Raw genomic sequence first — 15,874 nt, forward strand, 5'->3', positions numbered from 1 at the left:
TCCCCTTGACCTAGCTATGCAGGCCGGGCGCCTCATGGCCGGTGCGTGCCACATATTCCGTATAGCCGCCACCGTATTGGTGAACGCCCTCGGGCGTCAGCTCAAGCACGCGGTTGGAGAGTTCTGCGAGGAAATGCCGGTCATGCGAGACGAACAGCATGGTGCCTTCGTATTGCGACAGCGCCTTGATGAGCATTTCCTTGGTGTCGAGGTCCAGATGGTTCGTGGGTTCGTCAAGCACGAGGAGGTTGGGCGGATTGAAGAGCATGATCGCCATCACCAGACGCGCCTTCTCGCCGCCCGACAAAACCCGGCATCTCTTCTCGACATCGTCGCCGGAAAACCCAAAGCATCCCGCGAGTGCGCGTAGTGATCCCTGGCCCGCCTGCGGGAAATCATGTTCGAGCTGCTGGAACACGGTGCGTTCACCGTCGAGAAGATCCATGGCGTGCTGGGCGAAATAGCCCATCTTGACGCTAGCGCCCAAGGCAACGCTGCCTTCGTCCGGCTGAGTCGAGCCGGCAACCAGCTTCAGCAGGGTGGATTTGCCGGCGCCGTTGATGCCCATGATGCACCAGCGCTCCTTGCGCCGCACCATGAAGTCCAGCCCTTCATAGATGACCCGGCTGCCGTATTTCTTGTGGACGTTCTTCAGGTTGACCACGTCTTCGCCGGAGCGTGGTGCTGGCTGGAATTCGAAAGCGACCGTCTGGCGGCGCTTGGGCGGCTCCACCCGGTCGATCTTTTCCAGCTTCTTGACGCGGCTCTGCACCTGCGAAGCATGCGAGGCGCGCGCCTTGAAACGCTCGATGAATTTGATTTCCTTGGCAAGCATTGCCTGCTGACGCTCGAATTGCGCCTGCTGCTGCTTCTCGTTCTGTGCCCGCTGCTGTTCGTAGAACTCGTAGTCGCCCGAATAGCTCGTCAGCGAGCCAGCGTCGATTTCGATGATCTTGGTGACGATGCGGTTCATGAACTCGCGGTCGTGCGAGGTCATCAGCAGCGCGCCCTCATAACCTTTCAGGAATTCCTCGAGCCAGATGAGGCTTTCGAGATCCAGATGGTTGCTCGGCTCGTCGAGCAGCATGACATCGGGGCGCATGAGCAAAATGCGGGCGAGCGCCACGCGCATCTTCCAGCCGCCCGACAGTCCGCCGACGTCGCCATCCATCATCTCCTCGGTGAAGCTCAAGCCCGCCAGGACTTCGCGAGCGCGCCCCTCAAGCGCATAGCCGTCCAGCTCCTCGTAGCGCGCCTGCACTTCGCCGTAGCGCTCGATGATCTGGTCCATGTTGTCGGCCTGATCGGGATCGATCATGGCGGCCTCGAGATCGCGCAGTTCAGCGGCGACGATGCTGACCGGACCTGCGCCCTCCATCACCTCCGAGACGGCGCTGCGGCCTTCCATCTCGCCGACATCCTGGTTGAAGTAGCCGATGGTGACGCCCTTGTCTGCGGACACCTGGCCTTCGTCGGGGAGCTCCTGTCCGGTGATCATCCGGAACAGCGTCGTCTTGCCGGCCCCATTGGGACCGACGAGCCCGACGCTCTCGCCCCTGTTGAGCGCTGCGGACGCCTCGATGAAGAGGATGCGGTGGCTGTTCTGCTTACTGATATTTTCGATACGGATCATATTGTCTACGCGAGGCCCGAAGAGAGAGATTTTGGCGCCCTTATGCCATGTGTCTCTCGGTCTGTCCCAGGTTTTCAGCTCTATGATCAGTCGAAAATCGCCACCGATACGGGAAGAGCACAATCGGTCGGGCTGCTGCTATGCAGCCTCGGTCTTGTCGGGCGAGAGCAGAAGCTTGTCGATCCGCCGGCCGTCGAGATCGATGACCTCGAAGCGCCAGCCGTTCCTGCTGAAGCTCTCCCCGAGTTCCGGAAGGTGTTTCAGCTCCTCCAGAACCAGACCCGCAACGGTCTGGTATTCGGCATCCTCATCCAGCGGGATGTTCATGAACTCAGAGAATTCGTCGATCGGCATCCAGCCGGAGACGAGATAGGAGCCGTCATCGCGGCGAACGATCGCCGGCTCTTCGCCATGTTCCGTCTGGAACACGCCCATGATCGCTTCCAGGATATCGCCGGAGGTGACGACGCCTTCGAAGTGTCCATATTCGTCAAAGACGAGAACCATGTCGGTGGGCGACGTCCGGATCATCTGGATGACGGTGTTGGCGGTAGCAAGGTCTGACACGACGGGAACTTCACGCGTCAGCGCCCTGATATCGGCGCGGCCGTCGGTGGACATCGCGTCGTAGTAATCCTTGACGAACAGAACACCCAGAACCTCGTCGGAACTTCCCCTGCGCACCGGAAGCTGCGAACGGCTGGTGCGATGGAGCTGGACGCGTATCTCTTCCGCGCTGTCGTCGACGTCGATCAGCTCGACCTCGCGCCTCGGCGTCATCAGCGCCCGGGCGGTGCGGTCCGCAAGACGCATGACGCCCGAAATCATCGCGGACTCTTCCCTCTCGATCACACCGGCGCTCTGCGCCTCTGCCAGAATGGTCTTGATTTCCTCGTCGGTGACGCCGTCGCTACCCTTTCCGGATTGCCCGAGAAGGCTGAGCACCAGGCGGCCGGACGCATCGAGAACCCACACCAGCGGCAAGGAGAGTTTCGACAGAATGGTCATGGCCGGCGCGACCTTGCTTGCAACCGTCTCGGGTGCTCGAAGCGCGATCTGCTTCGGCACGAGTTCGCCGACGATCAAGGAGAGATAGGTGATTGCCACGACGACCGTTCCCACGCCGAGGGCGTCGGCCAGCGTCTGGGACATGCCCTGAGCGAGGAGCCAGTTGGTGAAGCGGGCGCCGAGTGTCGCGCCTGAGAACGCGCCGGAGAGGACGCCGACCAGCGTGATGCCGATCTGGACCGTCGACAGAAAGCGGCCTGGATGCTCCGCCAACCGGATCGCCAGGCGGGCGCCTCTGCTGCCCTGATCCGCAAGGACCTTGAGGCGGGCTGGTCGGGAGGAGACCACGGCGAGCTCCGACATTGCCAGGACACCGTTGAGGATGGTCAGCAGGACGACGATTGAAATTTCGAGAAACAAAACCGGCTCTTCTAATTGATGAGGATGCTGGTGAAGATATGCGTCAATGTCCCGACGCGCCAGTGGAGGGATGCCACAAGATTGGTCCGGAAGGCCGAAAGCCCGGATGTTTGCGCGATAAAACACAGCACCCACAAAACTTGTTGTGATCCGTCTTTCCGGAAAAGAGCTCAGCCTTGTTTCAGGAGCTTGATCGAATATGAAGGTAGCCCTGCAGTCGGGGCCTTCCACGAAAGCGATTATCGAATGCCAACAAGCCTATCGAAGATTTCAGCGACCTGCCTCATTGTTTTTCTCGCCATTACCGCCACTTGCGCCGCCCGGGATATGGTGCGCGTGCCTCCCGGCAACCGCAATTCCGGGCAGCCCGCAATCCCCAGCACATCGGCGCTGCGCGCCAAGGCCTTCTCCACGACCTACGAGGAGAAATACGAGAAGATCCTCACGGTGCTTCGCCAGGACAAAAGCCTGATGCAGCAGATCAAGAACGCGGCTGAGACCTACCAGATCGATCCGATCCATATCATCGGCGCCCTTGTTGGCGAGCACACCTATAACATCACGATCGTCGACAGGGTTCAGTCCTACTATGTCAAGGCGCTCGCCTATTCGAAGGCTGACTTCACTTTCAGCTATAAGGGCGTGTCCGTGCAGTCCTTCGTGAAGAGGCCGGAATTTGCGCGTTGCGATAATTTCGCCGATAGCACCGAGCTTTGGGAATGCCGCGACGAGGCGTGGGATCAGAATTTTCGTGGCAAGACCGTCGACGGCGTTTCCTATGAGAACACGACCTTCCAGCGAGCGTTCTTTCAGCCCTTCTATGCCGGACAGACTTTTGGCCTGGGCCAGATCAGCCCGCTGACCGCGCTGGAGGTCACGGATCGGGTCCACGCCACCAGCGGACTGCCCAAATTATCGCCGGACGATCCGCAGGCAATCTATCGCGATATCATGGATCCGGCGCGTAGCGTTCTCTACATTGCCGCGATCATCAGGGATGCCATGGAGGCATACCGCGATCAGGGCTTCGATATCTCCGACAATCCCGGCCTGACCGCAACGCTCTACAATGTCGGCCAGCCGCGTCGCCGGGCTTTGGCATTGCGGCAGGATGCGGACAAACCGGGCGGCCGCAAGCTGCCGGAGGAGAATTATTACGGCTGGCTGGTCAATGACAAGCTGACGGAGCTTCAGGGCCTGTTGGCCGGATCATGAATGGCCAAAGGCGGGTGAGGCAGCGAATGCCAACCCGCCTTTGCCGTTACAGGCATGAGGGGCTACCCTTACGATCTCGCGCCTTTCCATCCGAGAAGCCGCATCGCATTGGCGGTGACGAGCACGGTGGCGCCGGTATCGGCGAGGATCGCCGGCCAGAGGCCGGTGATGCCGACGACCGTGGTCACCAGGAACACCGCCTTCAGGCCGAGTGCCATGGTGATGTTCTGGTGGATATTGTTCATTGTCGTGCGCGACAGCACCACCATGTTGGCGACATCGGTCACGCGGCCATGAAGCGCTGCGGCATCGGCCGTCTCCAGCGCCACGTCGGTGCCGCCACCCATGGCAATGCCGACATCGGCCGCTGCCAGCGCCGGCGCATCGTTGATGCCGTCTCCGACCTTTGCGACGATCTGCTTTTGCGCCTGCAATTCCCGCACGATGCGCTGTTTGTCTTCCGGCAGGAGCTGGGCGTGCGGTTCGATACCGAGACCCTTGGCGATGGCCGCAGCGGTCCGTGCATTGTCGCCGGTCAGCATGACAGCGCCGATCCCGGCCGCTTTCAGTGCCTCGATCCCGGCGCGCGCATCGGCGCGCGGCTCGTCGCGCATGGCAATCAGGCCGGCGATCCGGCTTTCCACGACCAGCACGGAGACGCTTTTGCCGTCGTCGTTCATGGCTAGGATCTGGGCTTCTTGCTCGACTGAAAATGCTTCGATCTCCCGCGCCGCCTGCGGCGAGAGCAGCAATATGGCCTCGCCACCAACCCGACCACTGACGCCCTTGCCGGGCAGGGCCTTGGCTTCGGCGGCAGGCGGGACGGGGACCCCGTCGGCCTTTGCCCGTTCGAGGATCGCAAGCGCAAGCGGATGGCTCGAGCCGTTTTCCAGCGCGGCGGCCCGCGACAGCACCTGTGCCTCGGTATGGCTAAAACCGGCGATGTCGGTCACCTTGGGCTTGCCCTCGGTCAATGTGCCGGTCTTGTCGAAAGCGACCGTCGTCACCTTGCCCATGGTCTCCAGAACGGCGCCACCCTTCAGCAGAAGGCCACTGCGGGCGCCCGCCGACAGGGCGGCCGCAATAGCCGCCGGCGTCGAGATAACGAGCGCGCAGGGGCAGCCGATCAGCAGGATGGCGAGGCCCTTGTAGACCCATTCCATCCAGCTCGCCCCGGCCGCCAGCGGCGGCGTCACCGCGACCAGCGCCGCGACGGCGACGACGCCTGGCGTATAATAGCGCGAGAAACGGTCGATGAAACGCTCGGTCGGCGCCTTGGATTCCTGCGCCTCCTCGACCAGTTTGACGACACGGGCAATCGTGTTGTCGGCGGCGGCAGCGGTGACTTTGACGCGCAGCACGGCGTCGGTATTGATCGTGCCCGCGAAGACTTTGGCGTCCACACCCTTGCGCACTGGCGTGCTTTCGCCGGTCACGGGCGCTTCGTCGATAGCACTTTCGCCTTCAACGATGACACCGTCGGCAGCGATACGGTCACCGGGGCGTATCAGGATGACAGTGCCGACCTTGAGGCTATCGGCCTGGACCTCGCGAGTCTGCCCATTCTCCTCAATCAGCGCGGTTTTCGGCACCAGCGTCGTCAACGACTGGATGCTGGCGCGCGCCCGGCCGGCGGCAACGCCTTCCAGCAGCTCACCGACGAGGAAGAGAAAGACGACCGTCGCCGCTTCTTCGCCGGCATTGATGATGACCGCGCCGACTGCCGCAATGGTCATCAGCATTTCGATGGAAAAGGGCGTGCCGGCCAGAGCCGCCATCACGGCACGGCGCGCGATCGGCACGAGGCCAACCAGCATGGCGATGATGAAAGCATAGGGCGCAATCGAGGGGACCAGATGGCCGATGGCATAGGCGGCAACCAGCGCGCCGCCTGATAGTATCGTCAGCCGGCCCTTCTTGCTCGCCCACCATGGCCCGTTTGTCGGTGCGTGATCGTGGCCATGTAGCCCCTCGATTTCCTTCTCGGCGTGCTTGTGATCGGCATGATGATCATGGCTGGCGTGGTCATGTGTCGAATGATCGTGGCCGCTGTGATCATGGGAATGGTCATGATCGCCCTGGCATTGGGGGCTATGATCGTCATGCTGATGTTCAGCGGGTGAGGGTGCTGCCTTGCCGGCAAGCGGCGCGACGGAATAGCCGAGGCCGGCCACCTTCTTTTCGATGGCGACAAGGTTGCTCGTCTCGTCGTGGCGCACGGTCATCGTGCCGGCGGTCACCGAAACCGAGACATCCTCGACGCCAGGCATACGCCTGACAGCCGTATCGATCTTGGCCGCGCAAGACGCGCAATCCATCCCGCCAACTCTGTATCGTGTCTGCGTCGCTGCTGCCATGATCCGCTTCCTTGTCAAACCGTGGCATTCTTCCTACATCCTCTAGTGACTAGAGGTGCAAGAGGAAAATCATGAAAAAGATCACGATCGGCGAAGCCGCCCGGCAGAGCGGCGTGAAAGTGCCGACCATCCGCTATTACGAGAGCATTGGTCTCCTGGCCGAGCCGGAGCGGAGCGAGGGCAATCAGCGCTCCTATGAGCAGTCGCATCTGCACCGGCTCGCCTTCATCCGCCACGCTCGCGAACTCGGCTTCGAGATCGAGGCGATCCGCACGCTGCTGACGCTACAGGACGACCCCCATCAATCCTGCGCCTCGGCCGACGCCATCGCCAAGGCCCGGTTGATCGAAGTGGAACAGCGCATCCGCAGCCTGACGGCGCTGAAAGCCGAACTGGAAATAATGGTAAAAGGCTGCGGCCACGGCCGCGTCGACCAATGCCGGGTGATCGAGGTGCTCGCGGATCACGGGGAGTGCATGCATCCGCAGCATTGATGTGGCGGCGTGTCCTACAGTATTTAGACTGCTATTTCGGCTTGAACGCGCTTTCGAACATCACCACGCGCCAACCAGGGAATTGCCGACGAGCGGCACGAGGTTGGTCTTCCCATCCTGGTTCCGAACGGTGATAGACGCTTGCATTTTCTTGGGAGACGTCCGAAACCAGTTCGTGGCAACGGTGGCGAGGTCTCCGATCATCGGATGTTTGCGCCAATCCGCGAAACGCTCGGCCGTCGCCTCAGGCTCGGAATGATAGAAGAAATCACCTGACTGCCCGAGATCGTTGATAGACGGAGCCATGGATGAAAGCGGGCGCTGAAACATCTTCGAATGGATAAGCAGGCCTGGCGCACTGTCCGAGAATGCAGGGGCCATGAAGTCGATTGCCCAACCGTCTGCTTCGACCCAGCAGTGGAAATTTTCGCCAGCGCCGGAGACATAGCCATCGTCGCGCTGGTCGGCGAAAAGGATGTGTTTTCCGTCAAGATTGTAGGCGGCGAGACCGCCTTTCGGCTTTGCCTTGATCTTGAAATGATGGTCGAGAATGAAGGCTCCGAACGTGCTGAAATACATCGAAGCCGTGGCTGGGTTGGCGTTTTCGTTGATCAGCAGGCTGTTGATGACCCGGTAAATCCGATGGTAGTCGCTTTGCTTGATCAGCATGATCGTTTGCCCTTAAACCCACAATAAGGGCCTTCCCGTAAGTGATGGCAGCGGCCATGTAAATGTCAGATGTGACAGATATGGCCTCTATCCTTCGCCCAGGGTCACATTCGATCTTGTGTTGTTACGGACAGTCTTGGACGGCAGGAGTTGAGCGCAATTAGCTATCGAATATAAGGGCACACGATTTCAGGCCGTTTCGGCCGCCGTCGAAAGCGCCTCCCCAATGGCATAGAAGTGTCCACCCGCTACGTGATGAAGGCTGCGCCATTCCGGCCCCGCCGTTTCGAAATGCCAATGCCCGTCCCGGAACACGCGGTTGTCCGCCCACGCAGCGATAACTTCGGCAATGAAGAGGTCGTAGGTGTCCTGAATATGCGGCTCGCTGATCAGTCTGCAGACAAGCCAGGCCGAGCAGCCTTCGACGAACGGCAGATCCTGTCCTGGCATTTCGAAGATCGAGACATCTGATGTCTGAAGCTTGTCTGGCTCCTCGTGTAACGTCCGGGTTCCGACCTCCCGTGTCTGCGCAAGTTGGGCGACCGTCGGAACTTGCACGACGAAAATCCCGCTCGCCTCGATGAGGAGGCGCGTCTGCGCAACTTTGTCGACGACCAGGGTGAGCTTCGGTGGATCGACATCAAGACCGCAACACCAAGCCACGGCCATGACGTTGTCGATGCCGCCATGTCGTGCGGACAAGAGCACGGTCGGACCGTGGTTGATCAGACGAAAGGCCTTCCTGAGCTCAACGGAATGCATGTGTTCGTTCATCGGAGGTCCAGATAGGTGAAGTCATAACTGCCCGTAGCTTCCTGGCGCGCGTCTTACCTCGATAATGATCTCAATTCCTCTGGTGCAGCTAGAATAAGATCCGCGCCGGCAAGCTCGAGTTCTTCACGGTCACCATAGCCCCAAAGAACACCGACGGCACGCATCTGGTTCGCGTGGGCTCCGACGATGTCAAATTTTCTATCGCCGACCATCAGGCAGTTCTGGGCGGCCAGTCCAGTATCCTGCAGAATATGCGCCAGCAGTTCAGGCTTATGGTCCAGGCCGGCTTCGGGTACCGAGCCATATATGCCTTGGAAAAGGTCCGATAGTCCGTGATTGTCGAGAATGCGCCGTGCGAATGTTTGCCGTTTGGAAGTCGCCAGAAGGAGGCGGGTGCCTTGAGAATGCAGCTCGACGAGTGTTTCCCTGATGCCGGGGTAAAGCTCGCTCAGCAACAGACCGCGAGTTCCATAGTCAGCTCGGTAGGCGTCGACTGCTTGAGCGACACGATCATCGCCGAATGAGCTGAGAAGGTACCGCATCACGTCTTCGATCGGCGGGCCAATGATCGAGCGGATATCCATCTCCGGGTCCGTTTCATGGCCAAGAGCACGCAATGCCGCGCGGCAGCTTGAAAGGATACCTGGTTGGGAATCGACCAATGTTCCATCGAGATCGAGGAGGAGGTTGGAAGCGGTGTAGGGCACGGGGATCTCACTTTCTCTATCGATGGTCGAAAACAGAGCCATTTATAAACGCGGATATCAGGCGAACGCGTCAAGGGAAGCGAACAGCAACCTATGGCCTCGCAATGATTGCGGCAAAAGGTTCGCTCCAACGAATGAGAGCGGCCTTTCGGCCGCTCTCTGATATTTCTAACAGAACAGAATGCGCGGAAACTTAGGCACAATCACTTTGTGACAAGCCCAAACAAGCCCGCGCACCTTTGATCAGCTGCACCCGCTCGTGCTGCCGCATGTGTCGCACTTCTCGCAAGTTCCATTCCGGACCATCGTGAAGTTCTGGCATTCGGTGCACATGTTGCCGGTATAGCCCTGCATGATGGAGCGGGCGCGGCGTTCGGATTCCAGCTTCTTGGCGTCGGATTTTGCCGTTGCCGCGTCGTCCGCCGCCTTGTCGGTGAAGAGGCCGGTTTCTTCCGCCACTTCCTCGGCGATCTCTTCGGCCAGTTCCTTGGCGCGTTCCTCATAGTCGCGCTTGAAGGCGACGACTTCGGAGGTGGAGATGGCGCTCGTCGGTTCCAGCTTGCGCACGGCATTGCCGGAGAAAGCGGAGATCGTCGAGACCGAGGAGGCGCGGGCGGGAGCCGCCGTGGCCGAACCCTTGATCTCGGCTGCCGGGCGTTCGCCCGAAGTCGGCACCAGTGTCGGCTTGTAGCCGCGGGTCAAGCCCTTGGAGACGACATCGGCCTTGCCTTCCGATACGCCGCGTCCGAGCGCCGTATTGTTGAAGTCGGAGGTGTCGACATGGGCAAGGTCGTGGCGGCTGAGATAGGAGATAGCCAGTTCACGGAACACGTAATCGAGGATCGACGTGGCGTTCTTGATCGCGTCGTTGCCGGTGACGATGCCGGCCGGCTCGAACTTGGTGAAGGTGAAGGCATCGACATATTCCTCGAGCGGCACGCCATATTGCAGGCCGAGTGATACGGAGATGGCGAAGTTGTTGATAAAGGCGCGCAGGGCCGAGCCTTCCTTGTTCATGTCAAGGAAGATTTCGCCGAGGCGGCCGTCGTCATATTCGCCGGTGCGCAGGAAGATGGTGTGTCCGCCGATCTTGGCCTTCTGGGTGTAACCCTTGCGGCGACCCGGAAGCTTTTCCTGGCTGCGGACGACCTTCTCGATGATGCGCTCGACGATCTTCTCGGTGATGGTGACGGCCTGGGCGGCAGCCGGAGCCTGCAGGAATTCCTCCAGTGCATCCTCGTCGTCCTCGTCTTCGATCAGCGAGGAGTTGAGCGGCTGGCTGAGCTTGGAGCCGTCGCGATAGAGCGCGTTCGCCTTCAGGCCGAGCTTCCAGGAGAGCATGTAGGCGTTCTTGCAATCCTCGACGGTTGCTTCGTTGGCCATGTTGATCGTCTTGGAAATCGCACCCGAGATGAAGGGCTGGGCAGCCGCCATCATGCGGATATGGCTTTCGACCGAGAGATAACGCTTGCCGATCTTGCCGCAGGGATTGGCGCAATCGAAGACGGCGAGGTGTTCGTTCTTCAGGAACGGCGCGCCTTCCAGCGTCATCGCACCGCAAACATGGATGTTGGCGGCCTCGATGTCTTTCTTGGAGAAGCCGAGGTGGTCGAGCAGGTTGAAGCTGATGTCTGCCATCTGCTCGTCGGAAACCTTCAGCGTGCCCTTCAGGAAGTCGGCGCCGAGGGTCCACTGGTTGAAGACGAACTTGATGTCGAAGGCGCTCTTCAGCGCGGCATTGACGGCTGCCACCTTCTCATCGGTGAAGCCCTTGGTCTTCAGCGTCGAAGGGTTGATGGCCGGCGCCTGGTTCAGGTTGCCGTGGCCGACAGCGTAGGCTTCGATCTCGGCAAGCTGGCTTTCGCTATAGCCAAGCGTCCGCAGCGCTTCTGGAACGGCGCGGTTGATGATCTTGAAGTAGCCGCCGCCGGCGAGCTTCTTGAATTTGACCAGGGCAAAGTCCGGTTCGATGCCGGTGGTGTCGCAATCCATGACGAGGCCGATCGTGCCGGTCGGCGCGATGACAGTTGCCTGGGCATTGCGGTAGCCATGCTTCTCGCCGAGTGCCAGCGCCTTGTCCCAGGCAGCCTTGGCATGGGCAACGAGATCCTGGTCCGGATTTTCGGAGTGGATCAGCGCCACCGGGTTGACCGCCAGGCCTTCATAGCCCGAGGTTTCGCCATAGGCGGCGCGGCGATGGTTGCGAATGACGCGCAGCATGTTCTCGCGGTTCGGCTTGAACATCGGGAACGTCCCGAGTTCGGAGGCCATTTCGGCCGAGGTCGCATAGGAGATGCCGGTCATGATCGCGGTCAGCGAGCCGGCGATGGCGCGGGCCTCGTCCGAGTCGTAGGGAATGCCGGAGGACATCAGCAGACCGCCGATATTGGCGTAGCCGAGGCCGAGCGTGCGATATTCATAGGAGAGTTCGGCAATGCGGCGCGACGGGAACTGCGCCATCATCACCGAGACTTCGAGAACGACGGTCCAGAGGCGGACGGCATGCTCATAGTCGGCGATGTTGATGCGCTTGCTGGCCGCGTCCTTGAAGGTCATCAGGTTCAACGAAGCAAGGTTGCAGGCGGTGTCGTCGAGGAACATGTACTCCGAGCACGGATTGGATGCGCGGATCGGGCCGGCCGCCGGGCTGGTGTGCCAGTCGTTCATCGTCGTGTTGAAGTGCAGGCCCGGATCGGCCGATGCCCAGGCGGCGTAGGAGATCGATTCCCAGAGGTCGCGTGCCTTCAGGGTCTTCATGATCTTGCCGTCCTTGCGGGCGGTCAGATGCCAGTCGGCATCGTTCTCGACAGCGCGCAGGAACTCGTCCTTGATCGAGACGGAGTTGTTCGAGTTCTGGCCGGAAACGGTCAGATAGGCTTCCGAATCCCAGTCGGTGTCGTAGGTCTTGAACTCGAGGTCCTTGTAGCCCTGGCGAGCAAACTGGATGACGCGCTGGACGTAATTTTCCGGAACCTGGTCCTTCTTGGCCGCGCGGATTTCGCGCTTCAGGGCAGGGTTCTTGGCCGGGTCGAAGCAATCGTCATTGTCGCCTTCGCAATTGAGCGTGGCCTTCATGATCGCCTTCAGATGCTTGGCGACAACCTTCGAACCGGTGACAAGGGCGGCAACCTTCTGCTCTTCCTTGACCTTCCAGTTGATGTATTCCTCGATATCGGGATGGTCAATGTCGACGACGACCATCTTGGCGGCGCGGCGCGTGGTGCCGCCCGACTTGATGGCGCCGGCAGCGCGGTCACCGATCTTAAGAAAGCTCATCAGGCCGGAGGAACGGCCGCCGCCGGACAGCTTTTCGCCTTCGCCACGCAGCAGCGAGAAGTTCGAGCCGGTGCCGGAGCCATACTTGAAGAGGCGCGCTTCACGAACCCAGAGGTCCATGATGCCGCCTTCGTTGACGAGATCGTCCTCGACCGACTGGATGAAGCAGGCATGCGGCTGCGGATGCTCATAGGCCGATTTGGACTTGGTGAGCTTGCCGGTGAAGGGATCGACATAATAGTGGCCCTGGCCGGGGCCATCGATGCCGTAGGCCCAGTGCATGCCGGTGTTGAACCACTGCGGCGAGTTCGGGGCGACGCGCTGGGTGGCGAGCATATAGGCAAGCTCATCCTGGAACGCGGAGGCGTCTTCCTCGGACGAGAAATAGCCGCCCTTCCAGCCCCAATAGGTCCAGGTGCCGGCCAGACGGTCGAAGACCTGGCGTGCATCGATCTCGGAACCGGTCTGGCTTTCCTTCGGCAGATCCTTCAGGGCAGCTTCATCGGGAACGGAGCGCCACAGGAAGGAAGGAACATCGTTTTCCTCGACCTTCTTCAGCTTGGTCGGGACGCCGGCCTTGCGGAAATACTTCTGCGCCAGAATGTCGGCGGCGACCTGCGAGAACTGCGCCGGCACGTCGATGTTTTCGAGGCGGAAAACGATCGAGCCATCGGGATTCTTGATCTCGCTGGTGGCCTTGCGGAATTCGATGTCCGCGTAGGGTGACTGGCCTGCCTTCGTAAAGCGACGTTCGATGCGCATGGTCCCATAACCTCATTCGTTGGAGCACGCCTGCCTCGTAAACAGGGCGCAAAAGTTCTCGTCTGGCCTCGCGACTTCAACGCGCAGCCATTGCTCATTCCGCTGTCTGACAGGAGGTGTCATTCGGAGATGACTTTCCTGTATCTTGTGGTGATGGTGGCTGCAAACACTAAATATAGTATTAACAGCTTATTGCCGCCAGTCCCCGCACGTCTTTTTTTGGCAGCATCGACATCGGCACAAAAAGCCCCACGGCGCGACCAATGATGGTGCATCGCCCTGAATCCAAATCCGATTTCGAGTTGAGGACCAGCCCCTCGTTATTCCGCCTGGCCCAGTCGCCGCCGCAACGTTTCTTATTAAGTTTGAAAGACCCGATTCCGTCAAGGGGTGGTTTGCGACAGATTTTTAACCACAATATCTTGTGGGCTTACCTGTGGAAACTGGGGAAACGCTGGGAGATCAGAAGATTCAAGCGCTTGGCGGAAAATGCTCGCCCTTCGCACGACCACTTTCGGGGCAAATGCCGTCAATGACGGAGACCAACGCGACAATATTGTGAACGTGACCCTGAAACCATTGGTTTTGGAGCAAAACCATGCTGTGGCATCTTATGATTCGCTTGGAAGGCCTTGAATCCCGCATGTTCTTGCGACGGGAAGGGTACTAAATATAGTGGGCGCCGAAGCGCCCACCTCTATTCCTGATATATGAGCCGGCTCGGATGCATCACGGAGAATCACCGCATGATTCGCGTGAGTCCCGAGTGGAGATCAGCCGCGATGGCCCTTGGCGATCGGCTCCTGATAGGTGAAGCCCATGTCCCAGGGGAAGTAGATCCAGGTGTCCTGGCTCACTTCGGTGACGAAGGTATCGATGGTCGGCACGCCGGTCGGCTTGGCGTAGACGCAGGCGAAATGCGCCTTGGGCAGCATGGCGCGCACTTCGAGGGCCGTCTTGCCGGTATCGGTGAGGTCGTCGACAACCAGCACGCCTTCGCCGCCGTCGGTGAGGAGTTCCGGGGTGATTCCCTTGAGCAGGTTCATTTCGCCCTGGCTCGAATAATCATGATAGGAGGCGACACAGACGGTCTCGATCATGCGGATGTTGAGTTCGCGCGAAATGATGGCCGCGGGAACGAGACCGCCACGGGTGATACAGACCATCGCCCTGAAGTTCTTGTTGAGGCCGGCAAGCCGCCAGGCAAGGGCGCGGGCATCGCGATGGAACTGATCCCAGGATACGGGAAAGGCTTTATCGGGCAGGGACATGGCTCAGAAGCTCCGGGAGCAGAAATAACGACGCACCGGTGCTGCCGGCGACCCTGAGCAGACCCCGCGGCGGGCGCGGACCATGGACCAAATCCTGAACGCAATTCGCTTGCCATCTGTCTGAGCATGATCTTACCCGGAAGCTGTTTGGCGCTTTTGGGTCATGTTCCGTGGATCGCGCGAATGGTTCCCTGGCGGGAATTCTGTCATCGGTCGCTGTTTTCTGCTGGATTTACGGCCAAAAGGCAAGAGCCGCACCCTGCTGCCATGTCGGCAGGGTGTGCAAAAGGCACGGCAGTGCTTCGAAGCCGGGTAATCCCGCGCCCTTCAAAAGATCAAACGCACACTCACCTTGCCAGCAGCGTCATCGCCGTCATCGACTTCAGCAGCGTCCGTGTCGTACCGCCGAAGATCAACTGCCAGAGCCAGGAATGTGTATAGGCGCCCATGACGAGCAGGTCGATCGAGTTGTCGGCGAGACGGTTCTCGATGACCTGCGATGGCGTCTTGCCGCCACAGCTTGCCGTCGTCAGCGTGGCGCGAACACCATGGCGGGCAAGCGTCGCCTCGATCTCGAGGCTAGTCTCAGTCGGGGATTGCTTGGAGCTCTCGGACGTATCGACGGAGAAAATCTCCACGGAATCGGCGGCCTTCAGAAACGGCATGGCATCGAAAGTGGCGCGCGCGGCCTCCTTCGAGCCATTCCAGGCGATCAGCACGCGGCGGATCGGTTTCGGCAGGCTAAATATGTAAGGGATCATCAGCACCGGCCGGCCGCTTTCGAACAGGAAGCTTTCGACATCGACATGCGAGTCTGACGATCTGGATGGATCGGGCTGAACGGCAATCAGCAGATCGGCGCTGCGGGCGCTTTCGATCAGGGGCTCGGAGCCATAGCCGACAGTGCTGGTAAAGCTTCGCCAGTCGTAGTCGAGGCCCTCGCGCTCCATTTTCGCGCGAAACAGCCGTTCGATTTCAACGGCCTGGCTGTGTGCCATGTCCTGGAGGGCCTGCACGGCAACCGGATCGGGAATCTCCATCGGCGCCACCAGCGGCACGGTCGAGACGATTTCCGCATGCAGGCCGACAATGTGAGCGCCATGCTCCTTGGCGAAGGCCGCTGCGAAATCAACCGCGACCTGCGCATTGTCGGGCGTGTCGAGAATGACCAATATGGTTTTGTAGGACATGACGTGATCTCCCGTGCGGAAGGGATCGGATCGCTTCATTATAGCATCATTCCGCATGATATTAATGCGCCGATATCGCTCCGGTTCCCTTCCGGAAG

General features: G+C 60.1%; 11 protein-coding genes. 2 read left to right on the forward strand and 9 right to left on the reverse strand.

Annotated features, from left to right (window positions below; genetic code table 11):
• Window positions 1-10 precede the first annotated feature (10 nt).
• Both EX00_RS04160 and EX00_RS04165 read right to left on the reverse strand, forming a co-directional pair.
• Window positions 11-1,633: an ABC-F family ATP-binding cassette domain-containing protein gene (locus EX00_RS04160; RefSeq protein ID WP_047454461.1), complete on the reverse strand. Its 1,623-nt coding sequence runs from the start codon at window positions 1,631-1,633 to the stop codon at window positions 11-13.
• Window positions 1,634-1,771: 138 nt separating this feature from the next.
• Window positions 1,772-3,061 carry a hemolysin family protein gene (locus EX00_RS04165; protein ID WP_047454463.1) on the reverse strand — a complete coding sequence of 430 codons (1,290 nt, stop codon included), beginning with the start codon at window positions 3,059-3,061 and terminating at the stop codon, window positions 1,772-1,774.
• 246 nt (window positions 3,062-3,307) lie between these two features.
• Here EX00_RS04165 and EX00_RS04170 point away from each other — a divergent pair, with 246 nt between their 5' ends.
• Window positions 3,308-4,276 (forward strand): DUF1402 family protein, encoded by a 969-nt coding sequence (locus tag EX00_RS04170; protein WP_047454467.1) that lies wholly within the window; start codon window positions 3,308-3,310, stop codon window positions 4,274-4,276.
• 68 nt (window positions 4,277-4,344) lie between these two features.
• Here the strand turns inward: EX00_RS04170 and EX00_RS04175 are convergent, their stop codons facing one another.
• Window positions 4,345-6,633: a heavy metal translocating P-type ATPase gene (locus EX00_RS04175; protein WP_047454470.1), complete on the reverse strand. Its 2,289-nt coding sequence runs from the start codon at window positions 6,631-6,633 to the stop codon at window positions 4,345-4,347.
• A gap of 71 nt (window positions 6,634-6,704) precedes the next feature.
• On the opposite strand from EX00_RS04175, the gene EX00_RS04180 reads away from it, so the two are divergent.
• Window positions 6,705-7,127 carry a MerR family transcriptional regulator gene (locus EX00_RS04180; protein ID WP_047454472.1) on the forward strand — a complete coding sequence of 141 codons (423 nt, stop codon included), beginning with the start codon at window positions 6,705-6,707 and terminating at the stop codon, window positions 7,125-7,127.
• 60 nt (window positions 7,128-7,187) lie between these two features.
• On the opposite strand, the gene EX00_RS04185 is transcribed toward EX00_RS04180, so the two are convergent.
• From EX00_RS04185 to EX00_RS04210, 6 genes are all read right to left on the reverse strand, one after another.
• The gene (locus EX00_RS04185; protein ID WP_047454473.1) at window positions 7,188-7,796 is read right to left on the reverse strand and encodes a DUF2026 domain-containing protein; all 609 of its coding nucleotides are present in this window, start codon (window positions 7,794-7,796) and stop codon (window positions 7,188-7,190) included.
• A gap of 189 nt (window positions 7,797-7,985) precedes the next feature.
• The gene (locus EX00_RS04190; RefSeq protein ID WP_047454476.1) at window positions 7,986-8,570 is read right to left on the reverse strand and encodes a flavin reductase family protein; all 585 of its coding nucleotides are present in this window, start codon (window positions 8,568-8,570) and stop codon (window positions 7,986-7,988) included.
• A 53-nt stretch (window positions 8,571-8,623) separates the two neighbouring features.
• Entirely contained in the window at window positions 8,624-9,319 is a 696-nt protein-coding gene (locus EX00_RS04195; RefSeq protein WP_052210675.1) for an HAD hydrolase-like protein, read from the reverse strand.
• Between the two features lie 201 nt (window positions 9,320-9,520).
• Window positions 9,521-13,315 carry a vitamin B12-dependent ribonucleotide reductase gene (locus EX00_RS04200; protein WP_047454477.1) on the reverse strand — a complete coding sequence of 1,265 codons (3,795 nt, stop codon included), beginning with the start codon at window positions 13,313-13,315 and terminating at the stop codon, window positions 9,521-9,523.
• A gap of 773 nt (window positions 13,316-14,088) precedes the next feature.
• Window positions 14,089-14,586: a xanthine phosphoribosyltransferase gene (gpt, locus tag EX00_RS04205; RefSeq protein WP_047454478.1), complete on the reverse strand. Its 498-nt coding sequence runs from the start codon at window positions 14,584-14,586 to the stop codon at window positions 14,089-14,091.
• Between the two features lie 347 nt (window positions 14,587-14,933).
• Window positions 14,934-15,776 (reverse strand): universal stress protein, encoded by an 843-nt coding sequence (locus tag EX00_RS04210; protein ID WP_047454480.1) that lies wholly within the window; start codon window positions 15,774-15,776, stop codon window positions 14,934-14,936.
• Between the last annotated feature and the right edge of the window lie 98 nt (window positions 15,777-15,874).

This window comes from Martinezella rhizogenes (assembly GCF_000799715.1).
Classification (GTDB): domain Bacteria; phylum Pseudomonadota; class Alphaproteobacteria; order Rhizobiales; family Rhizobiaceae; genus Rhizobium; species Rhizobium rhizogenes_C.